Source organism: Paenibacillus rigui (assembly GCF_002234615.1).
GTDB lineage: Bacteria > Bacillota > Bacilli > Paenibacillales > NBRC-103111 > Paenibacillus_S > Paenibacillus_S rigui.
Window position 1 is genome coordinate 384,962 of sequence record NZ_NMQW01000002.1, and the last position, 20,670, is coordinate 405,631.

At 52.3% G+C, this 20,670-nt stretch carries 14 protein-coding genes; all 14 read right to left on the reverse strand.

Going from position 1 to position 20,670, the window contains the following annotated elements:
• Positions 1–4: 4 nt before the first annotated feature.
• The 14 genes from CF651_RS02435 to CF651_RS02500 all read right to left on the reverse strand — a co-directional run bounded on the left by CF651_RS02435 (position 5) and on the right by CF651_RS02500 (position 20,664).
• Positions 5–1,672 (reverse strand): hypothetical protein, encoded by a 1,668-nt coding sequence (locus CF651_RS02435; protein ID WP_245855635.1) that lies wholly within the window; start codon positions 1,670–1,672, stop codon positions 5–7.
• On the reverse strand, positions 1,656–2,531 hold the full coding sequence (locus CF651_RS02440) for a sugar phosphate isomerase/epimerase family protein (RefSeq protein ID WP_094013225.1): 876 nt from the start codon (positions 2,529–2,531) through the stop codon (positions 1,656–1,658). Before CF651_RS02440 ends, CF651_RS02435 begins: the two co-directional genes overlap by 17 nt.
• Positions 2,528–3,625, reverse strand: a complete 1,098-nt coding sequence (locus CF651_RS02445; RefSeq protein ID WP_245855637.1) for a Gfo/Idh/MocA family protein — start codon at positions 3,623–3,625, stop codon at positions 2,528–2,530. The genes CF651_RS02440 and CF651_RS02445 overlap by 4 nt, the downstream gene beginning before the upstream one ends.
• Before the next feature lie 270 nt (positions 3,626–3,895).
• Complete coding sequence (locus tag CF651_RS02450) at positions 3,896–6,253, reverse strand: glycoside hydrolase family 95 protein (protein WP_094013227.1); 2,358 nt, start codon at positions 6,251–6,253, stop codon at positions 3,896–3,898.
• 29 nt (positions 6,254–6,282) lie between these two features.
• Positions 6,283–7,725 carry a DUF5605 domain-containing protein gene (locus tag CF651_RS02455; protein ID WP_281254431.1) on the reverse strand — a complete coding sequence of 481 codons (1,443 nt, stop codon included), beginning with the start codon at positions 7,723–7,725 and terminating at the stop codon, positions 6,283–6,285.
• Between the two features lie 102 nt (positions 7,726–7,827).
• On the reverse strand, positions 7,828–9,258 hold the full coding sequence (locus tag CF651_RS02460; protein ID WP_094013228.1) for a DUF5060 domain-containing protein: 1,431 nt from the start codon (positions 9,256–9,258) through the stop codon (positions 7,828–7,830).
• A 41-nt stretch (positions 9,259–9,299) separates the two neighbouring features.
• The gene (locus CF651_RS02465) at positions 9,300–10,190 is read right to left on the reverse strand and encodes a carbohydrate ABC transporter permease (protein WP_094013229.1); all 891 of its coding nucleotides are present in this window, start codon (positions 10,188–10,190) and stop codon (positions 9,300–9,302) included.
• The gene (locus tag CF651_RS02470; RefSeq protein WP_094013230.1) at positions 10,191–11,165 is read right to left on the reverse strand and encodes a carbohydrate ABC transporter permease; all 975 of its coding nucleotides are present in this window, start codon (positions 11,163–11,165) and stop codon (positions 10,191–10,193) included.
• Positions 11,152–14,118: an extracellular solute-binding protein gene (locus CF651_RS02475; RefSeq protein WP_094013517.1), complete on the reverse strand. Its 2,967-nt coding sequence runs from the start codon at positions 14,116–14,118 to the stop codon at positions 11,152–11,154. Before CF651_RS02475 ends, CF651_RS02470 begins: the two co-directional genes overlap by 14 nt.
• Before the next feature lie 15 nt (positions 14,119–14,133).
• Entirely contained in the window at positions 14,134–15,255 is a 1,122-nt protein-coding gene (locus CF651_RS02480) for an ABC transporter ATP-binding protein (protein ID WP_094013231.1), read from the reverse strand.
• Between the two features lie 165 nt (positions 15,256–15,420).
• The gene (locus CF651_RS02485) at positions 15,421–16,449 is read right to left on the reverse strand and encodes a dienelactone hydrolase family protein (protein ID WP_094013232.1); all 1,029 of its coding nucleotides are present in this window, start codon (positions 16,447–16,449) and stop codon (positions 15,421–15,423) included.
• Between the two features lie 62 nt (positions 16,450–16,511).
• Positions 16,512–17,402 carry an AraC family transcriptional regulator gene (locus CF651_RS02490; protein ID WP_094013518.1) on the reverse strand — a complete coding sequence of 297 codons (891 nt, stop codon included), beginning with the start codon at positions 17,400–17,402 and terminating at the stop codon, positions 16,512–16,514.
• Between the two features lie 27 nt (positions 17,403–17,429).
• Positions 17,430–18,500 (reverse strand): sialidase family protein, encoded by a 1,071-nt coding sequence (locus tag CF651_RS02495; RefSeq protein WP_094013233.1) that lies wholly within the window; start codon positions 18,498–18,500, stop codon positions 17,430–17,432.
• Positions 18,487–20,664: an MGH1-like glycoside hydrolase domain-containing protein gene (locus CF651_RS02500; RefSeq protein ID WP_094013234.1), complete on the reverse strand. Its 2,178-nt coding sequence runs from the start codon at positions 20,662–20,664 to the stop codon at positions 18,487–18,489. Before CF651_RS02500 ends, CF651_RS02495 begins: the two co-directional genes overlap by 14 nt.
• Between the last annotated feature and the right edge of the window lie 6 nt (positions 20,665–20,670).

Below are 20,670 nucleotides of genomic sequence, written 5' to 3' on the forward strand. Positions count from 1 at the left end.
TAGATTATCTTTTTAACATATGAATTTCAAAATCTAGCGTGAAGCCCAGGCTGTCCTTCGGCGTCATTCTCACTTCCGCTGCACCGAAGCGCTGTATCCAGCAGTCAGCTTCTCCTAAGAAGGGCTCTACTGCGGTACGAATCGTTTCATCCAAGAAATCGTCCGTCACGAGCCATTGTCCGAAACCTTTGCGTCCGCTGGTTCGCATCTCCTGCGGCGCATCCGTTGGCAGCAGCCAAGCTGCAATTACGACAACGCTTCCATGATTGGCTGCATCGAAAATAGCTGCCAAGCTTTCCGCCGATAGCGAGGAGCCTCCGGCCAAGATGAGCTTCGGCTTGCCCAATCGCTCCCTGCTCACCCGATCGTCATAAGCAACAACGTTATTCACCGGGTAAAACAACGGGTGCACCCCGCGCCCGTTCTCCGTCGCATATCCTCCGGCAAGCGGGAATTTCTCAAGCGGTACATCCCGCTTCAAGCTGTGCCTCGGGAAATCGTAGCCCGGAATATGCATGCAGCTGCCGTGGGCCGGGATGGCTCCTCTGCTGAGCAAATGCCATATATGAAAAATGCTTTCGCTATGATTCGTCTCCGATGTCACAGGTTCCCTGTTTCCGAACAGCCTTTCATTCTGGCCGTAATTGCTGTCATCCGAATGAATGACGACAATGTCCGGGTCGGCCTCCGAGTGCTTCCAGGTTAACGGATGCTCGGGAATGAATTGTTTCGTAAATTCCATCCATACATCGCCAAACTCCGTCTGCTTGAAGCCACTTGGCGTATATTGCATGAGTACGTCTATGTTTTCCGCAAATAAATGGGTCGGGCCCATGAAATAGCCCATCCGCAAGGCCGAAGCAAACTCCTCGGGTGAATGCCCCGGAAATCCAGGAAACCGGGTAAACCAAGTTCCTGTATCCGGCCCCCATAAGTCGGCGCAAATCCAGAGTGATCTTCCGTACTGCTTTGCTGCGCCTAACGCGGTAGCAAGCTGAAGGGACTGGAACGACTCCTTCATTACTTTGGGGCATACATCCATGCCTGCTCTCGCAAGGGTATGAAACATCGTCGGAAACACCTGCTCTGTAATCAGCGGCATGGATGGAGCCGTCACACTCTTTTGCCCGGACACATGCTGTACGTGCTTCACCTGTTCCTGTACGGCCCGCTCCACCTTGCTTCGCGCAGCTTCCAGGCTCATGCCGTCCGTAACGCCCCAGTGCGGAAACCAACCGTCTTTACGGTATTGCGCCGCGTTGATTTGCAAATGCTCCGGCTCATCATACAATAACCCGATGCATCTTCCGGATTCGGCAGCCCGGGTGATCAAAGCATCCGGAACATCATAACGGTTCGTTCCTTCCACCCACGGTCCGTTAATGTTCCCGTATTCGTTGCCAAGACATATATCCAGACCTGCGCGATCGATATCCTCCCATAGGTGCTGCTGATCCTCCTGCCCCGGGATGACATGATGTACATAGAAATCTGCGCTCAGCTCCAGCAACGCTTGAACGAAAGCCCCCGGCTCCGGCTTCGGATCCTGGGAAGGACAGATGCTGCCTGTACCCGTACGCATTACGAGATCGGATGCCTCTCCCGCCCATGGATCCTGCCAAGCTACAACCGGTCCTTGTATGCCCAATTTCGGTTTACGCACCATAGGCATCCTTCGCTTTCCCGCTCGATTCGGCCGCTTCAAAGGCATTTCGAATCAGCTGCAAGCAATCAGCAATCTCCTCCGGCTTCGCATGCTCCAGTATAAGCGGCGTATGCGGCATCCTGTCGGCCAAAAGGGAGGCATATACGTTCCAATCCGCCTGCCCCGCACCAACCCGAGGCGTCGTGAAACCTTCTTTGTCATACAGTGTATCCTTGGCGTGGGCGATCGGACTGTACGAGCCGATGCAGTCAAAAATGCTCGCCATCACCGTTTCCTGCCGCACCAGCTCTTCTTCCTTCAAATAATTGAATGGATCCATAATCAGCCCGAGCCCTTCGGAGCCGAGCTGCTCCATCATGCGTGCCGCCTGCTCCGCCTCTGCCAATACGTTAAGCGCGAAGCCTTCAATCAACAGCACCGATTCGTTACGTACCGCTCTGCTCCTCAGCCGGTCAACGATACGAAGCAGTTCATCCCAAGCCTCGGGGGAACGATTCCCTTCGAAATCCCGCCAAGCATTCGTCGGATGCAGGCTTCCCGTCTCCGTGGCAATATACCTCGTTCCGTACTCAGAGCATAGGTCAATCATCTTTTCGAGCTGCAGCAGCTTGTCTTCCCGTTTGGCCAAATTCGGATTCATCAAATTCGTATAGCCGGACAGACCTACAATGCGAATCCCTTTATCCTCAAAAATGGAGCGAAGCTTCTGTACACGCACCGGTGAAAAGGGCTCCTCATCCATAACCATCAATTTCTGCTTCGGATCAAGCTGTATTGAGGTCAAGCCATGCTTGCAAGCGTTTTCGGCCATGGCTTCGGCTGACCATCCCATGTAAACATAGCTCATAAACCCTAACGGATTCATCCCTGCTCACTTCCTTTTAGCAAGTGTTCTCTCTCCACAACGCGGCCTTCTTGGCTCGAAATGACCATCGCTGTCGTCATCGCTACCGTTTGCAGATTATCCTCCGGTGTGACCGGGGGCTGAGTTCCTTGATCTATTGAGGTGATGAACGCAAGCATGGAGCCTGCGAATGCGTCCGGGAACCAGCTTCCCTTCAGCTTGATTTCGTGAACGACATTCTTGTGCTTCGTCAGTGCCATATATAACGTATCCTGGGTACACCAGGCACTGCCTTCGGTTCCGTCCACCCACCAGGTGTTGCCGTGGGAGCGGTTCGCTTTCGCAATATTGTTAAAATGCAGCGCCGCCATCAATGGATTTCTTCCGCCCTTCGGCCCGAATTCCACATTCGCCGAATAGATCAGCGGATCAATCGCATTTTGTTCCTTCAGCTGCGCCGTGGTGCAATGAACCCGTGACCATTCCTGCCCGGTAGGGTTAAAGTAGCGGCACAAATCGACATAATGAACGCCGTGATCGACGATATTGAAATGGTTCATCTTCGTCCACCACCAGCCGGCTTGATCCTGGAACGAACGCATATGATGATGAATGCTGTAAATGTCCCCGAGCAGCTGCTGCTCGAGCACCAGCTTTAACGCCATGTGCGCCGGGGCCCAGCGGGCTTGCTGATTTACCCCCAGCGTAATACCGAGGCGACTCGCCTCCTCGCTCAGCACCTTCGCATGCTCAAGGTCCAGGTCCAAAGGCTTTTGGCATAATACCGGACGGGGAGCCTTGCTGATCTGCCGAAGCACCTCAAGCCGTGGAGCCGGATGAATAGCCATATCAATGACGGCAACGTCTTCCCTCTCCAGCAGCTCATTGACATCCGTCGTCCAGAACGGGATATCAAATTTCTCTGCGGTCGCCCGCGCTGCTTCCTCGCTTACATCGCAGCAGGCCGCGATACGCAATCCATATTTACGGTATGCGGGCAAATGTGCCGAATTGGCGATGCTTCCGCAGCCGATTAAGCCGATACCATATTTGTTCACATCGCTGATGTGCGATTTTCTCGGCAAATATTGTTCAGGTCTAATAAATTCCATCATTTCACCTCTCTCGGTCAAGCGGCATTGATACTACGTTCCCCCCCTTATCTGGGCCGTCATGAAAGATGCCGCTTCGCCATAATGATTCCAGTTTATTTCTAGGTTGTTATCTGCACCTTTAGATTACACCAGTGCCAAAAATCATGTATAGGTTGTTTATGCTTTTTTAAGGGATTATTGAACTATCGTTATCAGGTGTACGGGGTTCCCGAATTGTACGATAACAAAGAGGCCATCAGATACAATGGCCTCTCTTTGCTTCCGCTTCAATTATATCGTTTCCACAACTTTCGTTTCTGCACTAAACGATTGCTTCTCGGCTATCAATACATACGTTCGACCTTGAACCGCTTCGAATTCCGTTACATACTCCTCAATCCGGGCTGCAACCTGCTGGCCCGCTTCCGTTTTCACAGAAAGCGGAGCCTCGGGATGCCGGCACGTAACCCGGCACTGCTGTGTGCGGTTTGCCCTAATGACACAACGGATTAGTTGCCCATCCTCCCATTCCATATCGAGCTCAAAGCCGCCTCGTGCGCGCAACCCGCTGAATTTGCCTGTCTGCCAGGCGGCAGGCAGGCACGGAAGCAGTGTAAGCTGCCCGCGATGCGACTGCAGCAGCATCTCGGCAATACCGGCGGCCCCTCCGAAATTACCATCGATTTGGAACGGCGGGTGATTGTCAAACAGATTCGGCAGCGTGGAGTTCGTCAGCAGCAGCCGAAGATGCTCATACGCCTGCTCGCTTTCCTCAAGCCGGGCAAAGAAATTGATAATCCAGGCCCGGCTCCAGCCGGTGTGGCCTCCACCATGCTCCAGCCTGCGCTCCAAGGTCCGCTTGGCCGCCTCCGCCCATTCCGGCGTCTCGCGAACATGAATGATTTCCCCCGGATGCAATGCGAATAGATGGGAGATATGGCGGTGACCCGGATGTACCTCATCCCAGTCCTCTACCCATTCCTGCAGCTGCCCATGCTTGCCGATTTGCGGCTTCGGCAGCTTCTTCAGCACTTGCTCCCACTGCTCCCGAACCGGGTCGCCCGGTTGAACAATTTCGGAAGCATCAAGACATGCCCGGATTAAGGAATAGACAATTTGTGTATCCATCGAAGCCCCGATACTGAGACAGCCCACACTGCCGTCAGCACCTATAAATTTATTTTCCGGCGATGGCGACGGACCTGTAATCAGGCGCCCCTTGTCATCCTCGAACAAATAATCGAGGAAAAACTCGGCCGCTTCCTTCATCACCGGGTAGGCTTTATCCCGGAGGAAGCCTTTGTCCAGGCCGAACCGGTAATGCTCCCATAGATGAAGTGACAGCCACGCCGCTCCCATAGGCCAGATCGAGCCCGGCATAAAGTTCCCTTCGATCTGTGTAGCGCCCCACATATCGGTATTGTGATGGGCAACAAACCCGCGACAGCCGTATACCGTTTGTGCGGTTCGTCTCCCATTCGGCCGCATTCGCTCGATTAAATCGAACAAGGGCTCATGACACTCGGCCAAGTTGCATATTTCGGCGTGCCAGTAATTCATTTCTGTATTAATGTTGATCGTATATTTGGACTCCCATGGAGGAGTGAAGCTTTCGTTCCATATGCCTTGCAGATTCGCCGGATTGGAGCCGGGACGAGAGCTTGCCATAAGCAGATAACGCCCATATTGGAAATATAACGCGATGAGCTTCGGATCCTCGCCTCCCTCTTTAAAGCGCTGCAGCCGGACATCGGTCGCTGGAAACGCCGTTTCGCCATCATCCTTGCCTAATTCAAGCTTCACCCTTTGAAATTTACCGACATGGTCGGATACATGGTCCTGCTTCACCTTCGTATATCCCTTGGCAGCCGCTGCATCCAACTGCTTAATGCATTCCGCCTGCGGATCGGCATAACGGAAGGTCGTAGCCGCAGACACGTAGAAGGTTATCGCATCCGCTTGACGAACCGTGAGGAAGTCGCCGATGACCTGGACAGAACCGCCTTCTGGAACGGCTTTAACCGCCGTGCAGAACATAACCCCGTTTTTCCCGCATTCCCCGCTCATTGCGATCGTATCAGGTGAGATGAACTGTGTCCCTTCGTCAAATGGCCGGCGGCTCAAATTGAGCCGGATATTAAGCTTGGCTGGCCATTGACAAGTCAACCGGATGACGATAACTTGATCGACCGCACTGCTGAACAGCTCCCGTTCGTGCAGCATTTCATTCAAGCAATAGCTGACATGAGCAATGCCTTGTTCGATGTCCAAATCTCGATAATAATTCGAGATCATCTTCTTCTCGCCGTCATGGTAAAATTGCAGATCCCCAAGAGGCTGGTATGGATGCAGAGATTTAGGGATCGACATCAAGCCCATTTGGGCCAGCTCCTCGGCCTCAATCTGCTTGCCTTTCATTAACAACCGGCGGACTTCCGGAAAATAGGTTGCCCCATCCGGGTTATCCCCGGCGACCGGCCCTCCATACCATACGGAATCTTCGTTCAGCTGCAGACGCTCCTGATTCACTTTACCGAAAATCATCGCACCTAGACGGCCGTTGCCGATTGGCATTGCCTCAGTCCACGCTCTGGCCGGCTTCTCATACCATAACTTTGAGCTTCCAACGGATTTGCGCACTTGTTCCATGAGTCGATCTCTCCTCGTACAAGTAATTTTTATGAATGCTCTGACACTTTTCGCAGGCGTAACGCATAATAGAGCCGCCCTGGCAGTTCAATACGGAAACGGCCTTCGAAGCTTTCTTGCAGCGGAGTAACCGTAAGATTCCATGTATCGATGACATCGGCCTTGTATTTCCCCTCAGGCAGTGCGAATTCCCTATAGGCAAACTGGTGCGGACCGAAATACTGAAGATAGTACGCGCCCCGTATTTCCAGTGTAGCGGCATCCAGCCGGCCGCTGCTGTATGCCATAGACTCCGGGGCCTCGTACAAAAGCTCCCGCAAGAATTGAATCCGGGGTATACTCTCCCCCTTCAGCTCACCGCCCTGTTCATGCCATAACGGCGTATCTTCACGCACATAGGATTCACAGTAGGCTGCATAACCGCCGCGGAAGTAGCCCTCCCATAAGCGGCTCACTATTTCCTCCGCTGTCAGGCTGCCCCATCGGCTCTCCAGATTGCCTTCACAGCCGCATTCTTCCATAACAACGGGCTTACCGAATTGCTTGGCGCATTCCGAAGCGATCCGGACCTCGGGGGTGCGAAGAGAAACGTGGGTTATCCAATGGGCTCCGTAATCGAAACGTGAACCGGTATGTTGGATAGAACGCAAATGAGCACCGCAATCCAGCTCCTGCACCCATCGTCCCAGCCGATGCCAATCCTCCGGGGTCTTCTCTTCCATTGCTTCCGCTTCATAACCAAGCGACCACCAAACATTGCGGTAGGCCCCAAACCGGGCAATGACATAACGCAGGTAAAGCTCCGCCGCTTCGGGAGGAATGAGCTCGCAGCCATACCCTGCCTCTCCGCCCGGATGAAACAATAGCAATTCCGCCTCGATCCCGATTGCAGCCAGCTGCTGTACCCTTTGCTCCAAATGAGTGTAATAGTCCGGACAAGGCCTCATCCAATCCAAGTCTCTGTCCTTGCTTGACATGCGTTCGAACGGCTCCAGCACCTTGCCCTCTAGAAGAAGATGGTATTGTCTGGGAAGGATAAGCATCCGGACCTTGTTAAAAGGAGAACGCTGAAGTGAATTTAACGTCTGTTCCTGAAGCCGATCGCTTTGCCGATGCCATTCATAGCAATTCGTCCCGAAAGGGATAAAGCGCGTACCGTCCGCATATTGAAAATGAACCGCGTCCCCGATCCGGACGGGTCCATGATTCTCAGGCGACGCCGTGGTGCATTCAAACGTTCCTCCGATCCCATTCAAATCAGGATGGCTGCTGGAGGTGATGTATGTCCAAGTCCCTTCTTCCGTTGGCATAAACCGGATGAGCCAGCTCCCATTCGCATCATAAAAGCCTTCCGCTTCTGCAAAAGCTGTTCCATGCCGGAATTGGGCAGACAGCTGAATCCCGGTAAACGGATTGTCAAGGAACGCCTCATTTGCCTTCAGCTTCAATTCAAATATTCCCCAGCGCTCCACTGCCTTGCTGCAGTTCAGTCGTATCCCCTCCTTCTCATGGTAACTGGTTCGCAGTCATCCTATGATTTTCTCATGCCATACTCTCCCTAAATGGCCGCCGGTTCAAGCGATCGTCACACGCAAAGCGAAATAAGGCTTGCCAGGGAGCCGGATACGGGCTTTCCCGCTGCAGGTCCCTTCCATATGCTCGATAGTCATGTTCCACGTATCGATGAATTCCAGCTTGTACCTTTGATCCTCAGAAAGCTCCAATGTGTAATAAACAGGCTGGCGCCGTCCGAAATAATAAAGCCCGTAAGTGCCATCCTGCTTTGCCTGTATCCAATCCGCAGGGCCTTCTTCCATGAAACGTCGCAAGAAAGCTATACGTTCCACCGCTTCCCCGTACAAAACCCCTCCGGTTGAAATCCATGCCCTTGTCGCCATGCCGTTAAACGATTCGCCGTGACCGACGCTTCCTCCCCTGGACATCGCCTCCCAAAACCGGTGAGTCAATTCCTGACCGGATATATTGCCCCATCGTCTCGAGCTGTTGCCTTCATAGGAGATTTCATCAATGACGACAGGCTTGGGACATGCAGCACGCCAGTCCGTCGTCAGCTCGGGGTCCCAATGCTGTATGCTTTGGTGCGTAATCCACGGCTTGTTGAAATCATACAGCATAGACGATTTATACATCTTCGTTCCATTATGAATCGAGCGGAGATGCTCATAAGGATCGTTACGCCGAACGTACTGGATCAGACGGTCCCAGTCGTCCACCGTTTTATTTTTGTTAAAATCATATTCATTCGACAGTGACCACCATACATTCCGGTAAGCGGCCAGCCGAGAGATCACATATTTCAAGTAAAACGTGTCTTCCTCCCAGCTCATGCCGTCAAAGCCCCAATGCCCCTTATCGTACGGGTGAAAAAGCACAAGATCGGCTTCGATGCCGAGCCGCTGCAAATCGTCCAGCCGCCTTTCCAAATGACGGAAGAACGAAGGATTAAACCGTGTCCTATCCACGTCCTCGGGGCACGTTCCCGCAAAAGCAATTGCTGGAGGACACATGTCGCGGGTCGGCAGGAGGCACATCCGGATTTTATTGAAGGGCGACGTCTGCAAGGTTTGCAGCGTCAGCTCCTCCAGCTGCTCATCCATGTCATGGGTCCAATGGTAACAGGTCGTACCGAATGGAAGGTACCGCTTGCCGTCCTCATAGACAAACCCGAACCGCAGGTTCACCCGGACAGGACCATGGTTGCCTTTTGACGGCCCAACACAGTTAAATTCGCCTGACAGGCCATGAAGCTGCGGGCAATTGCTCCGTGTAACATAACTCCAGGCTCCGGTCCGGTCGGGCATAAATCGAATGCGATACTTGCCTTCTCCGTCGTAGAAGCCGTCGGCTTCTACAACCCGGTTCTTAAATTGAAATCGTGCGCCGAACGTTACTTCCTGAAACGGATTGCCCTCGGAGGGTCCCTCCAGGGTCAGCTCCCATCTTCCCCATTGCTCCACTTTCCGTTTCACTTCAGAATGATTCATGATTTGTTCCTCACTCCTTTTACACCGCCGATGGGTTGCCGTTACTTAATGCCCGAATGAGCCATGGTGGCGATAACCTTACTCTGGAACATGAGAAACGTAATCATATTGGGCAGGAACAACAGCATCGCTGCCGCTGCTGCGGCCCCTTGACGCGCCACATTATTGGCCATCCCCGTCGTCAGCGTATCGATATAGAACGGAAAGGTTTTCATTTCTTCATCCTGCATGAATAAGCTGGAGGTTTCTGTATTGGTCCAGGCACCTTGGAATGCAATAATAGCAATCGTCGCAATTGCCGGCATAATGACCGGAATAACGATCCGGACAAATAGGGTAAACTCCCTCGCACCATCCATTTTGGCCGAATCCAGCAGTTCGTCCGGTACCTGATCGATGAACTGCTTCATTAGAAAGACCCCGGTCGGCACTGCGACCAAAGGCAGCACGTGACCTAAGTACGTATTCATAATCCCCAGCTTGCTGACGACCAAATACCTCGGAATCAGAACGGTTTCCGGCACGAAGACCAAAGTAAGCAGAATGGTGGCAAACACCAGCTTATGGCCTGGAAACTTATGCTTGGATATCGGATAAGCGCACATCGCGCTGACCAATGTGATAAGAAATACGCCCAAGGCAGTCACGACAATACTGTTAAACATATACCGTGTAACCGGAACGGCTGTCCCTTTGGTAATGGCAAGCAGCTCCAAAAAGTTTTGGACCGAGGGATGCCGTACAAAAATATTAGGCGGATAAACGAACAGTTCCTGATAAGGCTTAAACGCATGGTTCAAAATGTACACAATCGGCAGGAGCATAAAGATGCTGAGTAAGACAAGGAACACTGCCGATACCTTCTCGAACGTACTGAGCCGTTTCAGCCTCGACCGTCGCCGCCAAGGAAGGAGCTTGCCGAGCGCGCTCATCTATTCGCCCTCCTTCGTGCCGAACAGCTTATTCGCCAGCTTGTTGGCCAAATACACAATCAGCAGCAGAACTACGGATAAAGCCGTCGCATAGCCGAGCTCAAACCGCTTAAAGCCATAATCGTCTATTTGACTGACAATCATATGGCCCGCATACTGCGGCGTTGGATTCATGCCAGATAAGCTGGACCCGATCCCGCTCGATTGAATGGCCCCGACGATCGCCATAACCGCGCCGAACAGCATTTGCGGCTTGGTTGACGGAATCGTAATGTACCATATTTCTTCCAGCCTGCTGCGAATGCCGTCCAGTCTTCCGGCCTCATAAAGCTCCGGATTGACATTGAGAATACCAGCCAACATCGCCAGAAAGCCGATCCCCATACTTTTCCACAAAGTAACGAGTACCATCGATTGCATCAAATGCTCCTTGCTCGTCACCCACAGCACCGGCTCACTAATGAGACCGGCATTGAGGAGGAAGCTGTTCAGATAACCGATCCGGTCACTCGACAGCAGCGGCGTCCAAATAATGCTCATCGCCACCAACCCGGCCAAGGAAGGCGTGTACAATGCCAATGTAAACCACTTCCGGTAAATCCCCGGCAGGATCGAAATCAGCCAAGCCAGCAGGAAGGCGCATACATAGCCTCCCGGGCCGACAATCAGTGCAAATGTGATCGTATTCGGCAGCGCATACTTGATCAGCAGCAGGTCCTGCGACAGCATATATCTGAAATTGTCCCAGCCGATAAACCGGGGCGTTTCCAGTGCGTTATAGTACATAAAGCTCAGTACAATAGCTGATAAGACGGGGATGAGAATAAAGATAATGAAACAAGCCATGAAGGGCGCGATGAATAAATACGAAGCCCGGTAAGCCCAAAGCGTCTTCAAAGCGTCAACCCATCTTTTTTTCAATTTCATCGTGGACGTATGCGCATTTTGCAGCACAGGCGCTTCATGATTTAACATACTTATCCACTCCTTCCCAAGGCCTCGTAATGGTCGGCAAATTCAAGGACCTAACGACGTTGCCATTAGAATCAATATAATGGAATTCCTGCATTTTACGTTTCATTTCACGGTCAATTTCGGTGATCGCCATTTCGAGTGAGGTTCGGTAATTCATCCCGTCCACTACGGTCCGGTTCCACGCGTTCAGAATCTCCCGGTCCATGTAATAGCTTCCCGGCGAATTCGGAATTTCTCTGAACCATCTCCACTGCTCCAAGATCGCCTTGATATCATCACTCTTCCAAGGCAGCTTTACAAAGGCCTCGATATTGGAGGTATACCAACGGAAGGTGACGCCGTTCAACGTTTCAAGATCTGTTCCGTATCGTTCCTGTGTCTCTGCGGAGGTCCACCATTTGAGGAACTCCCAGCTTTCCTTCGCTTTCTTCGTTTGCTTGAAAATTGCCGACGATTGCATGCCCCCGCCGAGCCAGCGCGCCACGGTCCCATCCTCCTGCTGTACGCCTGGAATCGGAGCGACGCCCCACCAGCCGTTCAGCTCCGGAGCGGCCACGGTCAGCTGTAAATACGTGTTCAGATCGGCAACGCCAATCGGAATCGAGCCGTCGCGGAAGCGCTGGAAGAAGCTGTCTACCTTTTGATCGACCGCATATTTGTTCTGCAAATCCGTCCATTTCTTAAAGGCGTCAAAGCCTTTTTCCGAATTCAGGCCCGACTTGGAGCCATCCTTCGTAATATATTCGGCTCCGTTCTGCTGAAAGAACGCATTATGCTCAATGGTCGAGAAGTTCATTCCGTTCTGTTGAAGAACAGGGAGCATTTTATACAAATCATCCCATGTATTCGGCACCTGCAAGCCCAAGCTTTGCAAAATGTCTTTACGGTAGTACAGCACCTGGAACGTCTGTGTCTCCGGCACACCGTAATAACCTCCGTTATAATAGAAAGGGGTCCACGAGCCGGGAGCGAATCGTTTATAAAACTCATCGAAATCGGAAAATTGCTTTAAGTCATAAATGCCATTTCGAATTGCATAGTCAAAAGGCAAATCCTGCGGAAGCCCCAAGGCCACGTCCGGCGCAATGCCAGCTGCGTTCATGAGCAGCAGCAGCTTTTCATCCGGCAGCAGATTGACCTTTACCTTGATCCCGGTCTTCGCCGTGAAGCTCTCATCCGCCAGACCCTGCAGCAAATTCACATAGTCCCGCCCCCGGTACATCCATACATTCAGCACGCTGTCGTCCATTTCACTCAGCTTTTCCTTGGACTTGAACGAGTTGAAAAAGGTAACGACAGAGCCCTCGAGTTTCTCCCAAAACGTCGCTTCCATCTTCGGAAACGGTTTATCGATAGGCGCGATGTAGATCCGGTCCAGCTGCAGCGGCTGATAGCTAAGCTGCTTAATGAATTCGGCGACCTTGCCCTGCAGCGAGAACAATCGGCTGGATTGATACGGGATATCGTCCGGATTTTTGAGCAGCGCTTCCATATCCTTCCCGACCGTCACCATGCCTTGCGTTACGGCGTCCGGGCGTCCGTTGATCTTCTCCATACGCTCCCGCGTAGCTTGCAAATGATCCTTCACGCCTCGCAATTGCTCGACGAATCCGGGTAAATCCTTTTCCAAATCCCAGGTTCGGTTTTTGTCATCGACGCCGCCTGTCATTGTTTTCAGATCGCTGGACAGCTTAAAGATATCCCCGATCGTTTTCTCCAGCTCAAAAGCAATCGTTTTCAAAGGTGCCTGCGTTACCCTCATCGAGATCGTGTTCGGCCCCTTGTTCAAATAAAACTCATAGGGCTTTCCTTGCTCATCCCCGAGCGTAATCCCTTTCCAGCCGGAGGCATATAAAAAACGGTAAGCCTTCAGCTCGGCAAAAGGAACCTTTCCGTTAATCATGATCGTCCGGAAAGAAGACCGGTTCGAGGTAAACGCCTGCTGCGAGCGCATTGCGATTTTGTAGTAACCGCTTTCCGGCGCATCGAAGCTCCAGCTGACCTCCTGATTGCCTGATGACCAACGGGCGCCATCCAGCGTATTGTAAGTAATGTGGCCTAACTCATACGGCACCGAGGCAATATCGTTATCGTACGCAAGCTGAATCGAGGAATCGTTCTTCCATTGAACCTGCTCCGCTTCAATCACGATCGGCTCTGCCTGTACAGGAGATGCTGCGGCCGGCTGCCCGCTTCTCACTTTGGCGTAGCTGTCTGTTACGGCCGGCGCCTGCAGCGTAATGGCTTCTAGCGCCATTGCATCGCTGCCCGAGAACCTTATGGTGTGCTTGCCCGGCTTCAAATACCAGAGCAGCGGATCCTCATAGGCCCCGGTCAAATCGCGCAGCTGCCAAGACAGCCAGCCGGATATATCCTCGGACATCGGACGGATATCATCGCCCTTGTCGTCCTTGCGGATCGGAAACTTATCCTTCCAATGCCTGTACAGCTCGATGGACTTCGACTCCAGAAACGGATGACCGCCATCGACTGAAACGTTTAAAGCAATCGGCTTCCGGTTTCTCGTGTCCACGAAAGGGTGGTACGACAGCTCGATGCCATACAAGCCGCCCTGCTCCACATCAAACGTATACTCAATCCATTCGTCCCGCTGCGGGTTCCACACCAGCACATTGTCTTTACCCTGATAGGACCCGGCTGTGGCACTGGCTTGATCCGACCGGCCCGAAAGCTTGGTACCCGGAATCGTAATTTTGCCCGTGTGTGCTGCCGAGGCCCCATCCTTTTTCCATTGTTCCAACACATCTACATAATAAGGATCCAATGACTGGTTCCCTCTCGCTTCCATACCAGCGCCCGCCGCCTTCGTTGGTGCGTCCGACGGCAGGCTGCTGTCGGCAGCCAGGCCGGAAAGTGCGGGGCTGAGCATGAAGACGAGGGCCAGCACGGAAACCATCCATCGCCTGGTTCGCAGCAACGCCTTCAACTTCATCCCTCCGCTGAACAATTAGTACATAAGATTTTCCTGAGTATCCTTATCAAAAAAGAGTGCCTTCTGCATATCGATCGTCAGCGTCAGCTTCTCATCTTCCCCGAAGGCATGATCTGAGCGTGCACGAACAATGAACAATTGCGGTGCCCCGATATCCATGTATAAATACATATCCGCCCCCATCAGCTCACTGATCTTCTGGGTGCCGACGATTTGTGCATGAGGCCGTGCCTGCTCGAATGACGAATCCAAGTGAATGTTTTCACTGCGAATGCCAAGAACGACGGTCCGGTTCACTTTCTTCTTCTTCTTCAGCACTTCCGATTGCTCGGCAGGAATCCGCAAATAGTACCGGTTCGTATGAAACTCCAGCAAGCCGTCGGAACGTTCTTCAAGCTTGCCTTCCAGCATATTAATCGGTGGCGTGCCGATAAAGCTCGCGACGAACATATTTCTCGGATTATTATAAATGACTCTTGGCGTATCCACCTGCTGAATGATTCCGTCCTTCATGACCACAATACGGTGCCCCATCGTCATGGCTTCCACCTGATCATGGGTTACATAGACCATGGTTACGCCAAGCTGCTTATGCAGCTTAATGATTTCCGTACGCATCTGCACCCGAAGCTTCGCATCCAGATTGGACAACGGCTCATCCATCAGGAACACGGACGGGTTGCGGACAATGGCACGTCCCAGTGCAACCCGCTGCCTCTGGCCGCCGGACAGCTGCTTCGGCTTGCGCTCCAGGTACGGTTCGATTTCCAGCGTCCGTGCCGTTTTTTTGACCGCTTGATCGATTTCATTCTTGGCCATTTTACGCAGCCTCAGGCCAAAGGCAATGTTCTCATATACACTCATATTCGGATACAGTGCATAGTTCTGAAATACCATCGCAATGTCCCGGTCCTTCGGCGGCAAATGATTGACGAGCTGGTCCCCGATGTACAGCTCGCCCGAGGTAATGTCCTCCAGGCCTGCAATCATACGAAGCGTCGTCGATTTTCCGCAGCCGGAAGGTCCGACCATCACAAGAAATTCCCCATCCTGGATTTCCAGATGGAAATCTTTTACCACATATGCTTTATCTTTACCGTAACGCTTTTCTACATGATTCAGAAGAATGCGTCCCATGATAGCACCTCCATAATTAGTCCTTCCGGTTGATAACGTTTACATATCCAGCTCAATTTGGTGCTGCAAAAGGCCCAATACCGACTAATCGCCCTTTATTTTCATTCATTATACCTCTCGCCGCATAACGGATTATAGGTGATGTTTACTTACCTTATAGGGTAATCATGCTTTCAGCTGCTGCACCAGCCAATCGTAGGAATGGCGCCCGGATACCTCATGTTTCCCCTGGAATAAATCCGTGCCAAACCGATCTGCTGCCTTCTCCGCATCATATATGGCTGCCAGACAATCGATCGCTTCCCTTACGGAAGCAACCGGAAATAAAGGGTCCTCCGTTCCCGATTCGACGAACAACCCCCTTGGAGCGGCAAGTCCGATCAGTTCAGGCAGGTCCGGCCCGGGAAGGATTGCAGGAAAGTAATTGTCAATACAATGGCTCATGGCCAGAAGACTTCCCCGGAATGTACTCGTAAACGCGCTCAGCACCGTGGCCCGGATACGTTCATCCAAGACAGCCGACATCGACGCGATCAGCCCTCCTCCCGAGAAGCCCATACTGCCGATTCGATCCGTATCGACCTCTTCCCGGGTGACGGCATAATCGACGGCCCGCAGCGCTTCGTAGACACGAAGCCCGGCCAGTGTTCTGCCGTACAGCAGCAGCCTGGCAGCAAGCGGAGCGCAGGAGCTGTTTTTCCGCGGATCCTTCACCCGGTCCGAAGGCAGCCGGCGGTCGCCGAACCCGATGACGTCCGGGGCAATCACAACCATCCCCCTTCTGACCAGCTGCACGCCAAAATGCTGATGAATGCCGGGAATCGACTCATCCACCTTCCCATCCGGCAGCAATCCTACGACCTCCCTGCTCCCGTACCCATGTCCATGCCATGCCATTACGGCCGGCGCTTTCCCCTGCAGTCCTTTGGGAATCAGCACATAGGCAGTCGCTTGCAGCGCATGCGCCGTAGTATAAGAGACACGCTCCATCGTGTATTCGCCCTGGTCCATCGTTTCCAGAACGGTCGGCTTCAATGCCACCCGTTCGTTCGGAAGCGGCCCTAAGCTGCGCAGCAGGGCGGCCCGCACGTCGTGTTTCCGCTCCTGCCACGGCTTGCTGTGAAGACCTGTGATGGCCTCCGATGCCTCCTCCTGCTCATACAAATAATCCAAATAATGCTCCGGTCCCCACATGCGAATCCCTCCTGTCTCTACAAAAAAAGAGCTGTAGGAAATCCCTGATCAGCTCCAAAAAGTTAGTATGATGTCGCTTTATCCTCAAATTCCTGAAAGTTTTGCCTGTACTGCCGGGGCGTAATCCCTGTTTTTTTGCGGAACAGCGCATGAAAAAACTTCATATCCAGGTATCCGACCTGATTGGCAATTTGATAAATTGGGATATCCGTTGATTTCAGCAGCTCGCAGCATTTTTGTATTCTGACATTTTGCAAATACTGGGTAAAGGTTAAGCCGGTTGTTTTCTTGAACAGCCTTTGGAAGTGGCTCGCACTCAAATAGAAATAGTCCGCAACATGCTGTACCGTTATATTCTGCGTGTAGTTGAACTTGATGAAATGGACGACCTCATCCAGCTTGCTGAAGGTTGCCGGCTCCGCCTCATTCTTTAATTCGAAGCGCTGCAGCAGCACCAGCATTTGGACAACCATGGCGATGAGCAGCGTTTCGAAACCGACATTTCGCTTCAAATATTCCGTATACATGCTTTGAATCATCGTGGAAAAGGTGTCGTGCTTGTCTTGGAAATGCAGCCAGCGTTCGGAGCATTGGCTCGGTTCGTAGATGATATTATAGGTGTAAGAATCATTCTGCAGCAGGTGTTTCCAGTCATTCAGCAGCTCGACGCGGAAAATGCAGTTGTAGATGACAAGCGTTTTATCCTGTTTGGGAGATGACGGCCGATACACATGGGAAGTACCGATGGGAATAACGAACAGGTCGCCTTGCTTGATAGGAATCACTTGATCCTCCAGATAGTGATACCCGCATCCTTCCCCCACATAGCTAATTTCAACAAAATCATGCGTATGCTGTGTCGTTGTAAACGATTCCAATTCACGATTTAAGAAAATATTCAAATTCTCATCAAAGAATGAATCGCCTCTTAAATGTTTAATTCTCTCCCGCAAAACCAACACCTCGCCTGCTGATTTTTTCTATTCCTCTTTAACCCACTGCTCTTCCGAAATGCACACGTATTTAATCGCTTTTCGCAAATAAGAAAAGGCAATATGCAGCTTCCCATCTCTTGTCGAAATAATCGACGGGTACGAATAGCCGATTTCTCCGCTTTCTTTGTGCTCCAAATCCGCCATTTGCACGTTTTTATAATACGGCCAGGTGTGGCCTTCATCCTCCGATAAGGCCAAGGTCAACGGGGTACGCAGCGTTTTTTTGCGAAACTCGCCCTTCCTCTGCACCCATCGGAACTGATCCCGCTCCAAGGAGGAATTGTTGTAGACCAGCGCCAGATGTCCGTTCGCTAGCTTCGTCATTTGAATCGAGGAATTGTTGTTCGGCAGCTCGCTCTTCGCAGGCACCGTCCAGCTTCTTCCCTTGTCCGTGGAGATGCTCGTATAAATCCGCTTCGACAGACGGCTGCGGAATACCGCAAACAGCGAACCGTCGCTGCGTTCGACTACGCTCATTTGCACACTGTGCAAGCTGTCCTGCACCTCATACTGCTGCCAGGTCTGCCCCTGGTCCTCACTGATCTGCACAACACTGTAATGCCCATCCAACGTGCAGTAGTAAGCCGGCAGCAGCCAATCCCCGTTGCTTAGCACCAGCAGAGGCTGTCTTAAAAAAATGCCTGTGCGGTCAAACAACACCTGAGTAGGTCCCCATGTGAACCCCCGGTCCTCCGAAATGCGGTAAGCAACCCGTGAGGTTCGTTGATTATGAGGCTCATTGGATGTATGGAATAGCCATACTTTGCCGTCCGGCGCTTGAAACAATACCGGGTTTTGCTCCGACCGCTCCGGGTCATCGGATAAAATCGCCGGCTGGCTCCACTGGTCCGATCCCGACGGCAGTCTGGACATCGCAATATTCGTATCCGGGTTGCCCTCCCCGCTTCCTGTAAACCAAACGCAGAGCAGATCGCCGTTATCCAGCTCCAGTAAATTGGAGGCATGATTATCACTCGGCTGTGGTACCGGTAAAAAAGCTTCCCTCCACATCGGCTCTGTCGCGGATGAGGTGACAACCCCATTAAATCGTTGCACTCGCTATCGCTCCTCTCCATTGCTCCCATGTCCATGCTTGCCGGCCTAGCGTTTCTTGATGGAAAACCAGCTTTCCGTCCACATAGAGGCAGTAGCCTACTTCCAGCTCCGGCAATTCCGGGGCTGCCGTGCCCGGACTTTTATACGTAATGCGCAGCTCGCTTCCCTGTACCTTGACCCGATCCAGACTAAAGTAATCCAGTCCGATATGTATCGGATCCAGAACAATGCCCTCCTGACCGATGCTTAAGCCCGCGACATGCGAAATAATTAAATCAATATAATAGGAATGGTTGTATTCCTGCTCATCGCTTAACGGCTCGCCCGTTTCGCTGTTGTAATGCTCAACGATCCCCGGCTGCGACAGGTCTCTGTTCATAAAGTGGAGGAATGAATACTCCCGCAGCAAGTGTCCGAACGATCGGTCGAATATATGACCTCTCCGCTTGCTTTCCTTCGCCAGCGCGTCCAGCGCGATGGAATTGGTATAAGGCCAGCTCGGACCGTCCCACACGCAACCGTTACGCCCTTTGACGAACGTCCCTCTCCAGCCGCCATCCTTCGAGTAGGCCGGACAATCGATCGAGACCGTAGGGAACGGACACGGCGTCAGAAATGCCTCTTCACTCAGCAAATGCTCAATCATCCCGTTATGCTTGTCATCAATGAGCTGCGCCCATCCGGGATAAATGCCTACGATGTTTCGCACCATCGCCATTTCATCTGTCTCATAATGGAGATCATAGAAATATTGCGTCGCTTCATCCCACATTTTGTCAAGAATATCCTGCTTGATAAGTTCGGCTTGCTTGGCATAAACTCCTGCTTCGGGATCCCCGGATGCATCACACAACCGGGCAACGGCAAGCGTGTTTAAGTAGTGATATACGGCCCGATCGACCCTTTTGAGGTGGGTATAGGTCGTTTTGTCCTTCGGATTTTTCGGAAAATCGTGAAAGTACCAATAGCTGGGTTGGTACTCTTTCCCTGTACGGGTATGCTTATGCTCGATCATCAGATGATCGGAAGCGCTGCCATGAACCTCGTTCCAAGCTGCTATATTGCTCTTCATAGCGGGCAAAAGCTCCGCCGCCAATGCATCATTGCCGTGTACCAGATACAACTGGTACGCCGCCCAGCAGGAGAAATTCGCGAAGGAATGCATGATGGTATCCACCGTTAAGCAGCGGAACATCCCGTCCTCGCCCGGGGAATCCTTCATATTCCGCAGCGCGCCCTCGCAAAATGCCGGATCGTGATGCCATCTTGCATCCATAATGTGCAGCGGTACAGATAAATTGATCAGCTTGCTGAACTCCCAGCCGCCCTTGCCGAAGGGCTTCTTGCTTTTCTTGTGGGATCTGCCTTCGTAAAAAAGCGGATGCTGCAAATGCCCGTATTTCGGATCCGCCGCATTGTAACGGAGGACGAACCAGCGGTACGTCCACGTTTTATTCAACACGGGATCACTGCTGTGAAAAGCAGGCGCTTCCTTGAACCAGCGCTCATACGTCTGCTGCTGATGCCGGACTGTTTCCTCCACGGTCCTTCCAGCCCGGGTATACACCGATGCCCGCTCAATCAGCGTTTCCCGAAGGTCTTGGCCTTCAATGCCGTAAGCTGCAGCCACGATCAACTGCTTGGTCTCTCCCGGCTTGACCCTTACTTCCATGAGCAGTGCCGGATCGCTGACAGCGATGACACCTTCTATAATAAAGCTGTAATGCTCCAGCTCAATGCGTCCGTGGATAAAATCCCCATCCAGCTTCGGGAACCGATGTTCATCCGTACCTAGCCGCAGCACGAGCTCCTGCTGGCTCCGGTTCGTCCAGGTTTGGCAGGAAACCGCGCAATCGTCCCACGTAATAAACTTTTGTTCCACCAACGATAACCGGTGATCTTCATAAACCATACGAAGGTGACTCGGATGCCACTCCGTCCGGCACGGCTCGAAGCTGTCCGTCAAATTGGCGGTTACCTGGAACAGCAATGGGATGTTCACCTTATGGATGAAATCAAACCGTCCGGCAAAGCCTGGCTCCGGATTTAAATAATCAGCCCACAGCCTCGCTCCTGTCGGGCCTAGCAAATAAGCGCGGGGCTGCGTGCGCAGCATTTTGGTACCCGCCCGCAATTCATCATCCAGTTTCGTCTCAACCAGCATGAATTC